This is a genomic window from Burkholderia sp. Bp9143 (assembly GCF_003853645.1).
GTDB lineage: Bacteria > Pseudomonadota > Gammaproteobacteria > Burkholderiales > Burkholderiaceae > Burkholderia.
In genome coordinates this window covers 23,701-38,406 of sequence record NZ_QTPO01000029.1, presented here as the reverse complement: position 1 = coordinate 38,406, position 14,706 = coordinate 23,701, and the positions used below count along the sequence as shown (strand labels likewise).

The 14,706-nt window shown below is 59.3% G+C and carries 11 protein-coding genes and 2 pseudogenes; 10 read left to right on the top strand and 3 right to left on the bottom strand.

The window, feature by feature from the left end; genetic code table 11:
- Positions 1-36: 36 nt before the first annotated feature.
- On the top strand, positions 37-1,698 hold the full coding sequence (locus DIE23_RS21795; protein ID WP_124614037.1) for a Na/Pi cotransporter family protein: 1,662 nt from the start codon (positions 37-39) through the stop codon (positions 1,696-1,698).
- A gap of 450 nt (positions 1,699-2,148) precedes the next feature.
- On the opposite strand, the pseudogene DIE23_RS21790 reads toward DIE23_RS21795, so the two are convergent.
- Positions 2,149-2,711, bottom strand: a pseudogene (locus tag DIE23_RS21790) (tyrosine-type recombinase/integrase); the annotation flags it as partial.
- A gap of 787 nt (positions 2,712-3,498) precedes the next feature.
- Here DIE23_RS21790 and DIE23_RS21785 point away from each other — a divergent pair.
- The 4 genes and pseudogenes from DIE23_RS21785 to DIE23_RS40855 all read left to right on the top strand — a co-directional run.
- A complete protein-coding gene (locus DIE23_RS21785) occupies positions 3,499-4,191 on the top strand; it encodes a type 1 glutamine amidotransferase domain-containing protein (RefSeq protein WP_260436132.1) in 693 nt (230 codons plus the stop codon).
- Positions 4,188-4,496, top strand: a complete 309-nt coding sequence (locus DIE23_RS21780; protein WP_124614036.1) for a putative quinol monooxygenase — start codon at positions 4,188-4,190, stop codon at positions 4,494-4,496. The genes DIE23_RS21785 and DIE23_RS21780 overlap by 4 nt, the downstream gene beginning before the upstream one ends.
- A gap of 338 nt (positions 4,497-4,834) precedes the next feature.
- The gene (locus DIE23_RS21775; protein ID WP_124614035.1) at positions 4,835-5,281 is read left to right on the top strand and encodes a heme-binding protein; all 447 of its coding nucleotides are present in this window, start codon (positions 4,835-4,837) and stop codon (positions 5,279-5,281) included.
- Positions 5,282-5,336: 55 nt separating this feature from the next.
- Positions 5,337-5,504, top strand: a pseudogene (locus tag DIE23_RS40855) (ISNCY family transposase); the annotation flags it as partial.
- A gap of 242 nt (positions 5,505-5,746) precedes the next feature.
- On the opposite strand, the gene DIE23_RS21770 reads toward DIE23_RS40855, so the two are convergent.
- A complete protein-coding gene (locus DIE23_RS21770; protein WP_124614034.1) occupies positions 5,747-7,786 on the bottom strand; it encodes an FUSC family protein in 2,040 nt (679 codons plus the stop codon).
- A gap of 936 nt (positions 7,787-8,722) precedes the next feature.
- Here DIE23_RS21770 and DIE23_RS21765 point away from each other — a divergent pair.
- The 4 genes from DIE23_RS21765 (at position 8,723) to phbB (ending at position 11,005) form a co-directional block, all read left to right on the top strand.
- Entirely contained in the window at positions 8,723-8,920 is a 198-nt protein-coding gene (locus DIE23_RS21765; RefSeq protein WP_082664909.1) for a hypothetical protein, read from the top strand.
- A gap of 157 nt (positions 8,921-9,077) precedes the next feature.
- Entirely contained in the window at positions 9,078-9,638 is a 561-nt protein-coding gene (gene phaP / locus DIE23_RS21760; protein ID WP_124614033.1) for a TIGR01841 family phasin, read from the top strand.
- Positions 9,639-9,757: 119 nt separating this feature from the next.
- A complete protein-coding gene (locus tag DIE23_RS21755; protein ID WP_124614032.1) occupies positions 9,758-10,021 on the top strand; it encodes a hypothetical protein in 264 nt (87 codons plus the stop codon).
- A gap of 240 nt (positions 10,022-10,261) precedes the next feature.
- Positions 10,262-11,005 carry an acetoacetyl-CoA reductase gene (gene phbB, locus DIE23_RS21750; protein WP_124614031.1) on the top strand — a complete coding sequence of 248 codons (744 nt, stop codon included), beginning with the start codon at positions 10,262-10,264 and terminating at the stop codon, positions 11,003-11,005.
- A 108-nt stretch (positions 11,006-11,113) separates the two neighbouring features.
- Here the strand turns inward: phbB and DIE23_RS40850 are convergent, their stop codons facing one another.
- Positions 11,114-11,344, bottom strand: a complete 231-nt coding sequence (locus DIE23_RS40850) for an ankyrin repeat domain-containing protein (RefSeq protein ID WP_124614030.1) — start codon at positions 11,342-11,344, stop codon at positions 11,114-11,116.
- 130 nt (positions 11,345-11,474) lie between these two features.
- Between DIE23_RS40850 and DIE23_RS40280 the strand changes: the two genes are divergently transcribed.
- Complete coding sequence (locus DIE23_RS40280) at positions 11,475-14,531, top strand: DNA methyltransferase (protein ID WP_260436131.1); 3,057 nt, start codon at positions 11,475-11,477, stop codon at positions 14,529-14,531.
- Positions 14,532-14,706 lie beyond the last annotated feature (175 nt).

Sequence of the window (14,706 nt, the reverse complement as noted above, 5' to 3'; positions counted from 1 at the left end):
ACATGAGCAATCGCTCGGCATGGAGGGCTCTGGGTAATGGGATTTACGTTCACGCTGATTGATCTGGCCGGATCCGTTGCGCTGCTGCTCTGGGGCACCCACATGGTTCAGACCGGCATCCAACGCGCCCTGGGTGCCGGACTGCGTTCACTGCTCGGGCGGGCACTGCATGGGCGACTGCGCGCCTTCCTGGCTGGACTAGGCGTCACAGCAGTATTGCAAAGCAGCACGGCGACCGGGCTCATGACCGCGGGCTTTGCCGCAGGCGGGCATGTCGAGCTGGTCCCTGCGCTAGCTGTGATGCTTGGCGCCAATGTCGGCACGACGCTGATCGTGCAGGTGTTGTCTTTCGATGTTGCGGCCGTCTCGCCGGCGCTGATCCTCGTTGGCGTGCTGATGTTCCGCAAGGTATCGAACACGCGTGCACACGACCTCGGTCGTGTGCTGATCGGCTTGGGCCTGATGCTACTCGCACTGCACCAGCTGCTTGGTCTGATGACGGACTATGAGGATGCACCCAGCCTTCGTATGCTGCTGGGTGCCGCATCTGCCGTGCCGCTGGTGGACGTGCTGCTGGCCGCGGGACTGACCTGGGCCGCACATTCGAGCGTCGCAATCGTGCTGCTGATCATGTCGCTGTGCGCACAAAACGTCGTGCCACCCGATACCGCGTTTGCATTGGTGCTGGGCGCGAACCTGGGCACCGCAATCAACCCGGTGCTGGAGGGAACGGCGACCGCCGATCCCGCATCGAAGCGCTTGCCGATGGGCAATCTGCTCTCGCGGGCAGTGGGTGTGGTGCTGGCGCTCGTAGCGCTCGGGCCGATCGGTCGTTTCATGGTGATGATCGAGCCGGATAATGCACGGGTGGTGGCCGATTTTCATACGCTGTTCAACCTGATTCTTGCCGGCCTTTTCCTGCCCGTCCTTGCTCAGTATGCGGGACTGCTAAGTCAGCTGCTTCCGCAGCGCACGGACCCCACCGATCCGTCGCGGCCACTGTACCTGGATCCCGCCGCGCAGCAAATTCCGATGGTGGCACTCGGCAACGCGGCACGTGAGGCACTGCGACTGGCTGATGTGCTCGGCGAGATGCTGACCGGTGCCCGTGCAGTCCTGGTGGATGGCGATCGTAAAATGATCGAGGAAACCCGCCAGCGCGACGACATCCTGGACAGCCTGAATACCGCGATCAAGACCTACCTGACGTCGCTTGACGCCGAGCAACTCGATGAAAACGATCATCGACGTATGCATGAGATCCTGACCTTCGTCATCAATCTCGAGCAGGCTGGCGATGTGGTGGATCTTAATCTGCTCCCCCACGCCACGAAGCGCCTGAAGCGCGGGCTCGCGTTCTCGAAGGAGGGGGAAGCCGAACTACTGGCCATGCTGGACCGCCTGACGGCCAATCTGCGCACCGCAGCGTCGCTGTTCATGACCGAGGACACACGTACGGCACGCATGCTGGCTGACGAGAAAGTGACCTTCCGGGAGGCGGAATCGACCGCGACCACGGCACACTTTGACCGACTGCGCTCCGGTCGCGTCGATAGCGCCCAGACGAGCGCGCTGCATCTCGATCTGCTCCGAGACATGACGCTCATCAATTCGCATCTCGTGGCCGCGGCCGCCTACCCGATTCTTGAGCGCACCGGATCCTTGCTGCCCAGCCGGATTGCCTCGGATGAGATGTAGTCCCGACATGCCGCTCATCGTCCGGCGGACGGCGCGACGAGCACTCGCGGCGTCTGGCCCTGGGCAATCAGGCAGCAATACTTCGCGAAAGCAGTCAAAGCCATCGTGGCAGATGCACCGACGCTGGCCGACGAGTTGGGACGGGAGAGTCCAAGCGGCGCATACACGCCGCGATCAGTGCGCGTCAGCAATTTCCGAGCATCGACGACGACTCGGCGCCGGCCGGCATCGGACAACAGCGTGTGCTTCAGGCGCGTGTACGAATACGGCGTGTCGCCACAAAGTCGAACGTCCCAAATCGCGACGCCGCTACGCGACGCCGGACCAATTTCCACACTTTCCCTCGGATGCATAGGCATGGTCGACGCGCTCAGAAGCTTGCCTTATCGTGCTACTGAGCCGCCAGTTCCCAAACTATGTGCCGCTAGGCTTTCAGTATTGAGTCAGTGGCTAGCCAGGTTGTGGCTCGTCTTGCGATCCGACGGTGTGAATGTGACACCGGTCCTCCTCGGCATGCAGGTAGATGCCGGTCGTTTCGATCGAGGCGTGCCGCAAGTTCTTCTGGATGAAGCGGATATCGGTGCCGGCATCGGCCTGATGCGATGCTGCGCTATGTCGCAACCAGTGGGTCGAAGCGCGTCGCAGCGTGACCGCACCGACCGGATCGGTAGGCTCCAGCGTGTCGGCTGTCCGGCGGAACACTTCTTTCGCGATCAGGTAGACAGCGGTAGGCGTCATATGCCTCGCCGTGTCGCCAGCAATGCTCATTACCGCCGGCGTGGTTTCGTCCATGCGTGGCGCGGCCGGTAGCCCGTGGAAGACACGGTATCGTGCGAATTCGGTCATCAATGCGTGGCTGACCGGTACATCCCCTCTACACCACCCTTGCCGACGACATGCAGCCACCAGCGCCCGCGTCGCTGGGCGAAGTCCCCGGCCTTTGCGTGCACGGCCTCGCTCACGCGCAGCGCGGTGTGATAAAGGAAGCGCATCGTCCAGCGGCTGCGCTCATAGGGGTGATCGTACCTTTCGTGTGGAATCTGGCGGTCTGGGCGCAAAAGCCATTGCGAATAAATAAGTTCAATATCGCTGTTCGTGCGAAAGGCGGAAAGCGGCAAAGCCTTGCTGCAGACGGCTCCACGGTTGATCACCGCCACTCTTTGCACGAAAGATACGATCACCCCACCCCAAGCGACCTGGCCCCATGCCGGCTGAGACTTCGGGACGGACATCGCAAAGACCAGGGAGAGGTTGGCGGCGAATGAGACGGATGCGCCCTTGGGTCCCAGTACATCAGCAGCATTTGCGCCGAGTATGACAAACGCTGCGCCCGGAATCCAGGCAAGAACACCGTTTGGATGAACCGCGTAAAACAGTACGGTGGCTGCCGCGCTGGCGATGGCAACCGCCAACACTCGTCGCGCGACCCTGTCGGTGGTCCTCACGACATCAGCCAGGCTCGTGCAGACCGCCATGGCAACGGCGGCTTGAGCCGCCCCGTGGACCTGCCAGGAAACTGATCGAGCACAGACCAAGCGTCACGGTCGCGCCATTGACCACCCATCCCCGCAAATGGCGCAGCGTCATTTCGGCTCGGCCTGCTCCGGGTTAAGCCTCTGGAGGAAGGTTGACTGCAGGAGGCTCATCGTTGCCCTGTTCGCGCGCACTAGCAGTACTTGACACGTCTCGACCGCAACCCATACTTAAGCGTGCGTTGTCAACAGTGATGGAGGTCAGCTATTAGATGCGCGGCGGTGTACACATAGTCACCCTTTACCTGCTTGCAGGTGATTCCCGTAAATGGAGATCGAGATGAGTGTCCAGCATGTTCTGTTCATCGTCACCAACACAGCCGAAATCGGACCGCGCAAGCGCCCCACAGGATTTTTCTTTCCTGAAATTGCTCACCCGTTCGAGGCCTTTGACCAGGCGGGCATCGCAATTGAGTACGTGACACTCTTGGGGGGAAAGCCGCACGAGGACTCCTATGACGAGAAGGATTCCGCTCAAAGTGCATTTCGCCAGAGCCTGTCCTACAAGCGAATGGGCCGGAGCCGCAAGTTGTCTGAAGTTGACGTGCTCGATTACGACGCTATCTTCATTCCGGGGGGACTTGGCCCGATGGTGGACATCGCCAGAAATCCCGAAGTACAGCGCGCTATAGCACGAGCGTGGGAAGCGGAGATGGTTGTAGCCGCCGTATGCCACGGGCCCTGCGCGTTTCTTGGTGTCAAGCTGGAGGACGGCTCATCACTTATCAACGGACGCCGGCTCACGGCCTTTTCAAACGCTGAGGAAGACGGCTACGCATCGGACGATGTACCGTTCGCGCTGGAAACCGCTCTCGTGGATGAGGGAGCGAAGTACGAGTCGACAGCCAGTTGGCAACCGAATGTCGTAGTCGACGGTCGCCTCATGACAGGCCAAAATCCTGCCTCAGCCGGGCCCCTCGCTGCGGCGATGGTGGAGGTGCTCCAGAAGGACAAGCGATGAGCGCTCAGGGTGAGGTCATCGTGGTCGCGCGGTGGCAACTGGGCGCGGGAGCTGTCGAGGAAGTCTTGAATCTCGTAGCCGATCTGCGCGACCACACTCTCGCAGAACCCGGGTGCCTGGGGTACGACGTATTCCGAAGTGTGGCGAACCCCGGGATGCTGTTAGTCCTCGAGCGCTACAAAGATGAAGCGGCGAACAATGAGCATCGCGCGTCGGAGCACTACCAGGAACTGGTCGTCAAACGCATCTTGCCCTTGATATCGGACCGCAATGTTGAGTTGCTGCAGACGATTACGCCATCCTGAAGGGGCAGCATTACCGGAGTGGCGCTGCTCGACGGCGCCACTGACCGGTCCCATCGGTTACTCGATACCTGGCAGTGTTCGGGGGTACTCCGCGATGCTCCATTGGCGCTTCCGAAAGTCAAGTGCCCGATACAGCGCGCGCTCCTCGGAGAGCGCGCTGTTCACGCGCACCTATCAATCAGCAGTAGCATCCCGGAGTCCGCGGTTGAGCTATTCACCGGAACCGGCTCTACTTGCCAAGAAGATGGCAATGATCTCGGGAGTCGGACTACCGGAGTTCGACTCCTGATCGGACCTGACCATAAAATTTTTTTACCATCACGTTGCGAGAGGTCCCTATGCCAAGATCGGTCGAGACACTCACGCTGGAAGACGCGAAGCGCATGTTGGCAGCTGCGGAGGCCAAGGCAGTGAGCATCGGAATTCCCTACAACATCGCCGTCGTCGACGCTGGGGGGCACTTGCTGGCCTTTGTTCGTCAGGACGGAGCGCTCATTGGAAGCATCGACCTGGCAATCGGCAAAGCTTCAACGGCCAGGCTCTTCGACAAGCCCACAGCCGTTCTGTCGAAGCTCGCGCAGTCGGGGCAGCCTCTCTTCGGAATCCACGAGAGCAACTCCGGCAAGGTTGTGATCTTTGGAGGTGGTGCTCCCATCGTCGTGAACGGGCAGATCGTTGGTGCCGTCGGCGCCAGCGCTGGCACCGTGGAACAGGATATCGCCGTCATCGAAGCAGCGGCGGCGGCGCTGTCGCAGGCGGGTCCGGTGCACGGTGGGGCATCATGAGTTCCTGCAGCGTGCCTTTCATCCGCTCCACGCGTCCCTTGGCCTGACTCGTGTCGGTATCAGTTCGATGGAGGCAGCCAACGCGCCGCCCTTCATGGCCGACTTCAACTCCCGCTTCGCCAAGGTGCCGCGCAGCAGCTTCAATGTGCACCGGACGCTGTGAGGCGACGAGGATCTGGCACGGATCTTCAGCCGGCGGGAGTGGTGCAAAGTGGGCAACAGCGATCCTTCCAGTCGGTACTATGTATGGGAAAAGATTTTGCGCCCTACCCTGGATTGGCACTCGCCCGCTTCCAGCCTGCGCCGCTGCCCTACTGGCCAATCTTCAAAGACACAAATCAAGCACAAACTGCACGTCGAGAATGGCAGAGCAAAGCCTGGGCATTGCAGTGTAGAGGCCAAATCAGAATGCCCCCTTCTCTGGCAGTCGTCTACGAACTGGACCCAAGCCGCCCCAAAAGCAGGTCAAACGGAGACGCGCTGTCGTTCCGAAGCGTTGCCCACGTAGACATCGAGTGCCGTCACGAGATGCTGGATCGCTTGTTCGAGGTCGTCCGCAGGCATTTCGATGGAGAGAACTGGCTGCATGGCTTCGCTCGACGTCAGCGCTTCCAGCATCCCGGCGGCCATCGCATCGTAGCGATTGGCCCTTTTCCGGTCTTGTGTCTCGGGTTCACCATTTCGTAGCACTTCGATCACTGCGGCGGCGCCGCAGACTGTCCGCACCGCGACGATCACGTCCCGGAGGCGCGCGAGCCCCGCCGACCGCCACTGTCCCTCTAGCAGCATACGCTCTCTCGCAACTTCAAGGCGTGAGCTGGCCAGTCCGGCGTCGCTTTGCAGCCGATCTAGCGTGGCCATGACACCGTCATCTCCTTCACCCATCAGAAGGACAGCGATCGCGAACGTCATGTTGGCCGAAATCGCGGCCGAGACTGCGGCCGTCAGCACGTTACTTTCCTTTTGCGGCCACAGAAGAAAGCTCGCCGCCACACCCACGCAGGCGCCAACGAATTCATTGGTCAGGCGAGCAACAATCAACCCCTCCGCAGGATGAATGAAGTTCGACATCAACATGAACATGGGCGTCAGGAAGACCACGAACAAACCGTAGTTCACCAGCCGCAGGGCGACGGTGACTGCGGAAAGCGCCAAAATGGCCAATGCCATTGCCATCGGACCGGACAGGTTCGTCAGAAGCACAGCGGCGATCATGCCGCCAACGAGCGTGCCGCATGCGCGTTCCAGAACCCGCAACCATGTATTGGCAGAGATCGGCTGGGTCACGACTATTGCAGCGATCGCGCCCCAGTATGCAAACGTGACGCTTAGCGTGGTGCCGATCATGAAAGCGAGCACCGATGCGATCGCCACCCGCAGCGCATGGCCCCAGACTAGCCTGTCGAGCCTGATCGCGCCAGCCGCGGCCTGTGGGGAAATCTTTGGGTCAACTGCGAACGCCTGTTGACGGTCCGCGAGACGGACGATGGCCCTGACTGCATAGGCCAAGGCGCTTGCTGTCTGATCCTGTCGAGCCGCGGCCTGCCGCAACAACGAGTCTGCCTGCGCGATCAGCGCGTCGGGCATTGCCAGTCCGTGCTGCGCCCGCTCGGCCACGCCTTGCAACAACCGTCGGAGGCATTGAAGCAATAGCCGCGATTCATCGCCGGCTGCCATTGCGGCATTGCGTTGGGCGTGGCCGATAGCGATCAGCGCGGAAAACACCCTGCCCGCGGCATCGAGGCCAAGGCCGAGATCGGGGCTGTTGCGCGCATCGTGCGCCGCCAATGCCCTGCCGCGCTCGATCGACATGCGCACCCCACGGCGATAAACCGTGTCGAACTCGGCCCAGCCTTCTCTATCCATTTCAGGCCGGGAATCCAGCGACTCCAGAAAGGCAGCCATGTCGTCCAGCCTGCCGAAAATTGTCGAGAGCGTAAAGCACGCGGATTGCGCGAACGGGATGGGCCAGAGAAAGATGCAGAACAGCATTGTCCATGCCGACCCTAGCAAAAAATAGCCCGCATGCTCAAGTGCTCCGGCGAGCGACTGGGGCGACGCAATGCCGATAACGACCGCTAGTGAGGCAATCAACCCCGCCTGCGCCGGCATGGGCCCGAGGGAGGGCTTGTAGGACCGCGTCAGTCCACAAAGGAAGACCAGGACAAACAGGGTGCCGATGCTAACAGCAAAGCCCCAATGTGCACCATAGGCCGCCATCGGCATCACGACAGCGCCCATGGCGGTGAAGATGGCCATTGTCTTCAGGCGTGCCAACTTCGATCCTTGCGGATCGCAAAGACAGTTCCAGAACGCCGCAACGGCCCCGAAGGCGATCTCCGGACGATCGAAAAGCGCCGCCGCGCAGAGCATCGGCGCCATCGCAAGCGAAGCGTGGACCCCTTCCGCAATCGCAATGCGTTCTGGCGTGATGGCGAAGACATGACCTTCCGCCCGCAGGCTCCGACTGCTCACCAGAGATACGAACTTACCTAATAGGGTCATCGCGCCGTCGCCATCTCAGACGTTTGTTTCGGAAGGTAAAGGGCCACGAAGTGGCCACTACCCAATTCTAGGCAATAGCGGGCGAGACTGGCGCTTCGCGGCAGACGGCAGGCGACAAGGACGGCGACAACTTCAAGAACGTATGGCACGGCGTCGTGTTTTACCGGCCGCAGCGAAGGGTCATGGCAAGCGCGAGCTAAAAGGGATGATCGTATCTTTCGTGTGGAATCTGGCGGTCTGGGCGCAAAAGCCATTGCGAATAAATAAGTTGCAATGCCACTGTTCGTGCGAAAGGCGGAAAGCGGTAAAGCCTTGCTGCAGACGGCTCCACGGTTGATCACCGCCACTATTTGCACGAAAGGTACGATCACCCCGATACATGCTCCTCGACAGATGAGCCGATGATCGTCGCGAGCATGGCGCCAGAATGGGTTGCCTGCCGGGATGCGGACGGAATCGTGTACGCACAATAGTCGAGGGCGGGACGCCTCGCGCGAAATCCGTACGCGCAGCTTGTGGGGGGCACGAATGCTACCGGAATGTATTGTGCGGCACAACACATGTGCTCGGCAGCGCATGCTGGGCTCAATGCTTTTGCGCAATAGCCCTGTCTGGTTGCGCGATAGTGCCAATTGGCCACAGATAATTTTTTGGCAGGCCACGGCGACAGACGGATCCGCCTTTCAATTGCGCTGTGCAAAGGCGCAACTTATCTTACAAAGGTTAACTGACCCATCAAAGCGTTTTCATGTTTGATTTTCTTCTGGCACTGCCCCCGATCGCGAACTAACATAACTAATCTGGTCTTGGGGTAAGCGAAATCCGCCATACCAGAAGACAGAGTGGAATAACTTACCCACGCCGGTGTGCCTCCGGCGCGAATGCGGTCATTCCTATCTCCCAGCAACGTTGCTCCCGATAACCTGTGAGACAGCCATGCTGAGTCCCCATGAATTTGCCACGCTGATGCTGGTCAAGTCTGCGCCTGACCAGATTGATCTCGGCCGAGAAGAACTTGACACGCTACTGGAACAGCAACTGGTCGCGCTGGAACAGCTCGCCTCCGGACAACAGCGTCCGCATCTCACTCGCGACGGCGATGCCGTGCTGCAGGCCGTCGCGCGGATACGCTGAACCGAATTCAACCAGATAGTCCACGCGTCGTCCGCGGGTGATGGCGCTGCCACGTGTAGGGGTAGCGCTGGTTCGCCGCCGCCGTGCCGCCACATGTCACGTGTCCCATGTCAGCGGGACAACGTCCGTGCCGGCCAATCCCTACAGGAGTTCCATCATGCAAACGCAGGATCAGCTTGCTGCGACCCAGAAGGCCTATGTCGACATGCTATTCGGCCTGACCAACGCGGTCGTCGCAAGCGTCGAGAAGCTCGCCCAACTGAACACACAGGCGATCCGGTCTGTGTTGACCAATACGCTCAATCAGTCCCAGAAGTTCCTCTCTGTGAAGGAGCCGCGCGAATGGCTGGCACTGCAGGACGGCCTTATCGCCAACAACGCGGAAAAGGTGCAGACCTACCACCGTCAGTTGTTCGACATCATGACGGCGATCCAGACTGAGTTTGCGCAGGTCGGGCTGGCTCAATGGGAGGCGTACGCGAACCAGACTCAGACGCTGATGGCAACCCTCAGGCAAAGCGCGCCCGGAGGTTCCGAGACCACCTTCGCCGCGTTGGATTCCGCGATCACCGCCGCCAACGCACTGTATGAGACGCTGCAGCGAAGCGCTGAACAGGCGGCCGAGATCACACGAGGCAACCTCGACATGGCCGTGGTAGCGGCCTCGAAATCCGTCAAGCGCACCGTCGTGCCGGCGGCACCGGCCACAAAACGATAAGCCTGACGCCCAAGCTGAGCGGGAAAACCGAGCCGTCTTTCGGCGGTGACTTTCCGGTATTCGACAGCGAGACGGTGTGTCAACGAGAACCGGGCGACGCGCCAGTTGGGCACCGTGTAATGGCTGGCATCCAGCACGGACGTCGGCGCCACACTGCGCATCGCGGCAACGGTCGGCATCCGGATGACCGGCCGGCCGGGTGGCTCAATGCCGCGTTGAAGGAAATGACGATGGACGAAAGCCGGGTAAGCGTGGTGATGGGTTTGGCGGTGCTGCTGATCGCGTTCATTTCCGTGGTTAGCCATTATCGACGGGAGCAGCGGCGCGCCCAGATGCTGCGGCTGCTGGATCAGGCGCACCGCCCGCATTCGCCGCGGGGTTGACGAGACGTCCCGCGGGCGTGACCCGTCAGTCGATGTCGGATTGGGAGTCGCGCCGGTCCTTGTCCCGTTTGATGGTGGCCGTTGCCGATGCGCGCGAACTGCACGTTCACGCTGGTCCGCACTATGAATAGGTTCGGTGAACAGCTGAACGCCTACGACCATGCCACACAAAAATTAACGGCCATATCTGCAGTCACGGAGTGATGAGTACCACTAAATCGACAACCAGGGACAGACATCATGACGAAACGCATTGCGGTGGTAACAGGCGGCATGGGCGGATTGGGCGAAGCCATCAGCACGAAGCTGCATGACGCGGGTTACGACGTCGCCGTCACCCACTCACCGTCCAATACCGGCGTGAAGGATTGGTTAGCTGGCATGCAAGCGCACGGACGCCACTTCCGCGCGTATGCGGTCGATGTGGCCGACTACGACTCGTGCCAGCAGTGTGCGGCGGAAATCCAGCAGGCGGTGGGTCCGATCGACATCCTGGTGAACAACGCCGGCATCACGCGCGACCTGACACTCAGGAAACTCGACAAGGTCAATTGGGACGCGGTGATCCGCACCAACCTGGATTCGATCTTCAACATGACCAAGCCGGTGTGCGAAGGGATGGTCGAACGTGGATGGGGGCGGATTATCAACATCTCGTCGGTCAATGGCTCGAAGGGCTCGGTCGGCCAGACCAACTATGCCGCCGCCAAGGCAGGCATGCATGGCTTCACCAAGGCGCTCGCGCTCGAAGTGGCCCGCAAAGGCGTGACGGTTAACACTATTTCGCCAGGCTATCTCGCGACGAAGATGGTCACGGCGATCCCGCAGGACATCCTCGACACCAAGATCCTGCCGCAGATTCCGGTTGGTCGCCTCGGCAGGCCTGACGAGGTCGCGGCACTGGTTGTATACCTGTGCTCGGACGATGCGGGTTTTGTGACTGGCTCGAACATCGCGATCAACGGTGGCCAGCACATGCATTGAATGGCGCCCAGTCACGCGTGAACGCCTCGCGTCCGGTCGATGCCGAGGGCGGACGTTGAACGGCTCATAACGCACACGGCAGCTTTCGTTCGGCCAGCGGTCATCCACTCATGCGACAGAGCACAAACTAGCCACCACTTCCTTCGAGCCAAGAGCGATACACAGACAGCTCTTCCCATTTGCGTCACTCTGGAGCGGGTCTCCGCCATATCGAAGCATGAGATCGAGAGACTTCTTGCAATCGCTTTCTGCGGCAAGCATGAGTGGTGTTCTGCCCGCTGCCGGAAGATCATGCGGTGCATTGGGGTTCTCGTGCAATAGCGTGATCGCAAGTTTCATGGCAAAGTGGGCGACGACAGGTGGGACGAGGCGGGATCTGTTGAAAATTTACCATCCAGGGTTGAAAACCGTTGACTCAAGCGAATTGCCTTAGTGAGCATGCCATATCAACGACCGTGGGAGATCGTCCGTGGCTGCAGAAAAATTACGTGCAAGGCGGCATTCAGGGATACCGGAAAAAACGGAATACTCCGCAAGCGCCTTTGTCGCCAAATGGGGGCCAGGCGGTACGGCGTACCGCCTGGGTGAGCGCGCAGGGGCCCAGTCGCATTTCCTCGACTTATGCCGGTTACTCGAAGTTCCGACACCGGATGACCCCGAATCCTACTGTTTTGAGAAGGGTTTCCCGGGGACTATATCTCGCCGCGGATTTGCAGATGTCTGGAAACGGGCTTGCTTTGCATGGGAGTACAAAGCGCCGGGAGGTAATCTCGGCGTTGCGCTTACGCAACTGATTCACTACGCGTTGCCTCTTGAAAATCCACCGTTACTCATAGTAAGCGACCGGCTCACGGTAGAAGTTCACACGCATTTCACTGGTCATCCATCCACCGTGACCTCCATCACCCTTCAGGACCTTCTTGATCCGGCGCCTCGGGATTTACTTCGTTCCGTCTTTACAGATCCATATCGATTCAAGCCGGAGAAGACTGTCCAGCAGCTCACTGCGGAAGCTGCAAGTACGGTTGGGGCAATCGCGGATCAGCTTCGGGGAAGAGGTGTCTCCGCCCGCACGGCGGCTCATTTCTTGACGCAATGTTTATTTTGTTTTTTTGCGGACGATGCAAATCTTCTCCCAAGCGATATTTTCAAAAGGTTGATAGAGAAACGAATAAAACCTCGCAATCTACAAAAGATGTTGACCGAGCTGTTTGAAAAAATGCGGGTTGGCGGAAGTTTTGGTGTCGATGATATTCCATGGTTCAACGGAGGATTATTTAAGCAGATCGAGGTTCCGGAATTGACGGAGAGTGAAATTTCGACGCTGTCGCGTGCCGCTTCGAATGACTGGAGATTCATTGACGCGGCGATCTTCGGCACACTCTTCGAGCGTGGACTCGACCCGTCGAAGCGCGCGCAACTCGGCGCACACTACACGGATACCGACACGATCATGAAGCTGGTAGAGCCTGTGATTCGGCATCCGCTGGAGAGGGAGTGGTCGGAAACACTCACGAAAATATCAGGCATGCTCAGCAAGCGAGACTTCCAAAGAGCTCGTGCGAAAGGCATTCCAAGCTCGACATCGACACTGAAAACGCGTTACGCGAGGATTCGAACTCGCGCAAATGAGGACGAGCGCCAGGCGCAATCGCTGTTTTCCGGTTTCCTGCAACGCCTTCACGCGTTTCGCGTGCTCGACCCGGCATGCGGTAGCGGAAATTTTCTGTATATGGCGCTTAAGTGTCTCAAGGACATCGAACACGTTGTAAATGTTGAGGCGGAGCAGGCCGGCCTTCAGAGGCAACTACCTGTCACGGGCCCCCACAACGTATTGGGTATTGAGATTAACGAATATGCCAGCGAGTTAGCAAGGGTGACCGTCTGGATTGGTGAACTACAGTGGCTCCGTGAGCATGGCTATCCGATCAACGAAAGACCGGTTTTGCAGCCGCTGGATCATATCAAAACCGGAGATGCCCTGATCGCTGCGGATGGCAAAACGACCCGATGGCCAGAGGCCGAGGCTATCATCGGCAATCCACCGTTCATTGGCAACAAGAAGATGCGCAGTGAACTGGGCACTCCTTATGTCGAGGCTTTGCGTAGGGCATACGAGGGCCGTGTCCCTGGCGCTGCGGATCTGGTGTGCTACTGGTTTGAGAAAGCGCGTGAGCAGATCGAATCTGGCCACTTGCAAACCGCAGGGCTTGTTGCCACGAATTCCATACGAGGCGGCGCCAATCGCAAGGTTCTCGAACGCATCATTGAATCATCGCGCATATTTATGGCGTGGAGCGATGAACCGTGGGTGAATGACGGAGCAGCTGTACGTGTTTCCCTTGTTTGCTTCGGCCGGTCTTCTGTCCCGGCTGTGCTAGACGGATTGCCAGCCACAACGATCTTCCCGGACCTAAAGTCGGCCGGTGGGTTCACTCACGAGAATTCAGATTTAACGCGTGCATCGACTCTCGCGATGAATACGGGTGTTGCCTTCAGCGGAATTACGAAAAAAGGCGCGTTCGACGTTGAAGGAAATCGTGCGCGGCGAATGTTGCTGGAGACGGGCAATCCCAATGGCCTGCTGAACTCCGACGTGCTTTACCCTTGGAAAAATGGTGAGGCTATAGTCAATAGGGACCCAGACAAATGGATCATCAATTTTGGCGAACGAAGTGAGTTCGAAGCCTCTCTTTTTCCCGGGCCGTTCGCAATAGTCGAAGACCAGGTAAAGCCAGCGCGATCGGTTTCAAATGCTAAGGGCGAGCGTGAGAATTGGTGGAAGCTGGCTAGACGCGCTCCTGATATGTTCGCGGCGATCCAGGGTCTTCGTCGCTTCATCGTTACGCCCGAAGTCTCAAAGCATAGAGTTTTCGCGTGGCTAAGCCTCGGTACGGTGCCCGACAAAAATTTGGTCGTAATTGCGCGAGAAGATTTTGTGACATTTGGAGTGCTCCACTCACGAATGCACGAACTGTGGGCATTGCGAATGGGCACGAGCCTAGAGGACCGGCCGCGCTACACCTCTTCCACGACGTTTCGAACGTTTCCGTTTCCGCCCGGCCTCACCCCCGAGGACACCTCGCATCGGAGAACCGAAGTCTTGTCAGGTGGCGCGCTGATTCCGGCAAGCCTGTCCGCCGCTATTCGGACACATGCAGCAACAATCGCCAGCGCCGCAAAACGGCTCGACGATCTACGCGAGGCGTGGCTCAATCCACCGGAATGGACGATGCGCGTCTCGGAAATTCTCCCCATGGGAATGAAAACCAGTCCCTACCCGGATCGTATCGAAACCAAGCCTGGCCGCGAGAGAGACCTTGCCAGGCGCACGCTCACTAATCTCTACAATGAGCGCCCGTCGTGGCTGAATACGGTCCACGAGAATCTCGACAAAGCCGTGGCCTCTGCTTATGGCTGGACGGATTACACACCAACCATGCCAGAAGAGATAATCCTGGGTCGTCTGTTCACGCTCAATCTGGAGTATTCTAAAAAACACCGGCCAGTGACGGGACGGCGATGAAAACGAGGCAATCGCGCAGACGGCAGCAGTAGGCCGGTGTTGCCAGATGCCATGCGCGCGCCCGAAAGCGCAGCGCCTGATCGAGATGACGAAGGACGGCTTCTGGTTTTGGTGCTGGGCTTCATCGGCGCCGGGGCTGGACGTCGACGCGGAGGTGCCCACTTATGCGAACCGT

What these genes read in the sequence shown, in the direction of transcription:
- DIE23_RS21795 (WP_124614037.1), top strand. Translation starts at nt 37, where the DNA reads ATGGGATTTACGTTCACGCTGATTGATCTGGCCGGATCCGTTGCGCTG.
- DIE23_RS21785 (WP_260436132.1), top strand. Translation starts at nt 3,499, where the DNA reads ATGGAGATCGAGATGAGTGTCCAGCATGTTCTGTTCATCGTCACCAAC.
- DIE23_RS21780 (WP_124614036.1), top strand. Translation starts at nt 4,188, where the DNA reads ATGAGCGCTCAGGGTGAGGTCATCGTGGTCGCGCGGTGGCAACTGGGC.
- DIE23_RS21775 (WP_124614035.1), top strand. Translation starts at nt 4,835, where the DNA reads ATGCCAAGATCGGTCGAGACACTCACGCTGGAAGACGCGAAGCGCATG.
- DIE23_RS21770 (WP_124614034.1), bottom strand. Translation starts at nt 7,786, where the DNA reads ATGACCCTATTAGGTAAGTTCGTATCTCTGGTGAGCAGTCGGAGCCTG.
- DIE23_RS21765 (WP_082664909.1), top strand. Translation starts at nt 8,723, where the DNA reads ATGCTGAGTCCCCATGAATTTGCCACGCTGATGCTGGTCAAGTCTGCG.
- phaP (WP_124614033.1), top strand. Translation starts at nt 9,078, where the DNA reads ATGCAAACGCAGGATCAGCTTGCTGCGACCCAGAAGGCCTATGTCGAC.
- DIE23_RS21755 (WP_124614032.1), top strand. Translation starts at nt 9,758, where the DNA reads ATGGCTGGCATCCAGCACGGACGTCGGCGCCACACTGCGCATCGCGGC.
- phbB (WP_124614031.1), top strand. Translation starts at nt 10,262, where the DNA reads ATGACGAAACGCATTGCGGTGGTAACAGGCGGCATGGGCGGATTGGGC.
- DIE23_RS40850 (WP_124614030.1), bottom strand. Translation starts at nt 11,344, where the DNA reads ATGAAACTTGCGATCACGCTATTGCACGAGAACCCCAATGCACCGCAT.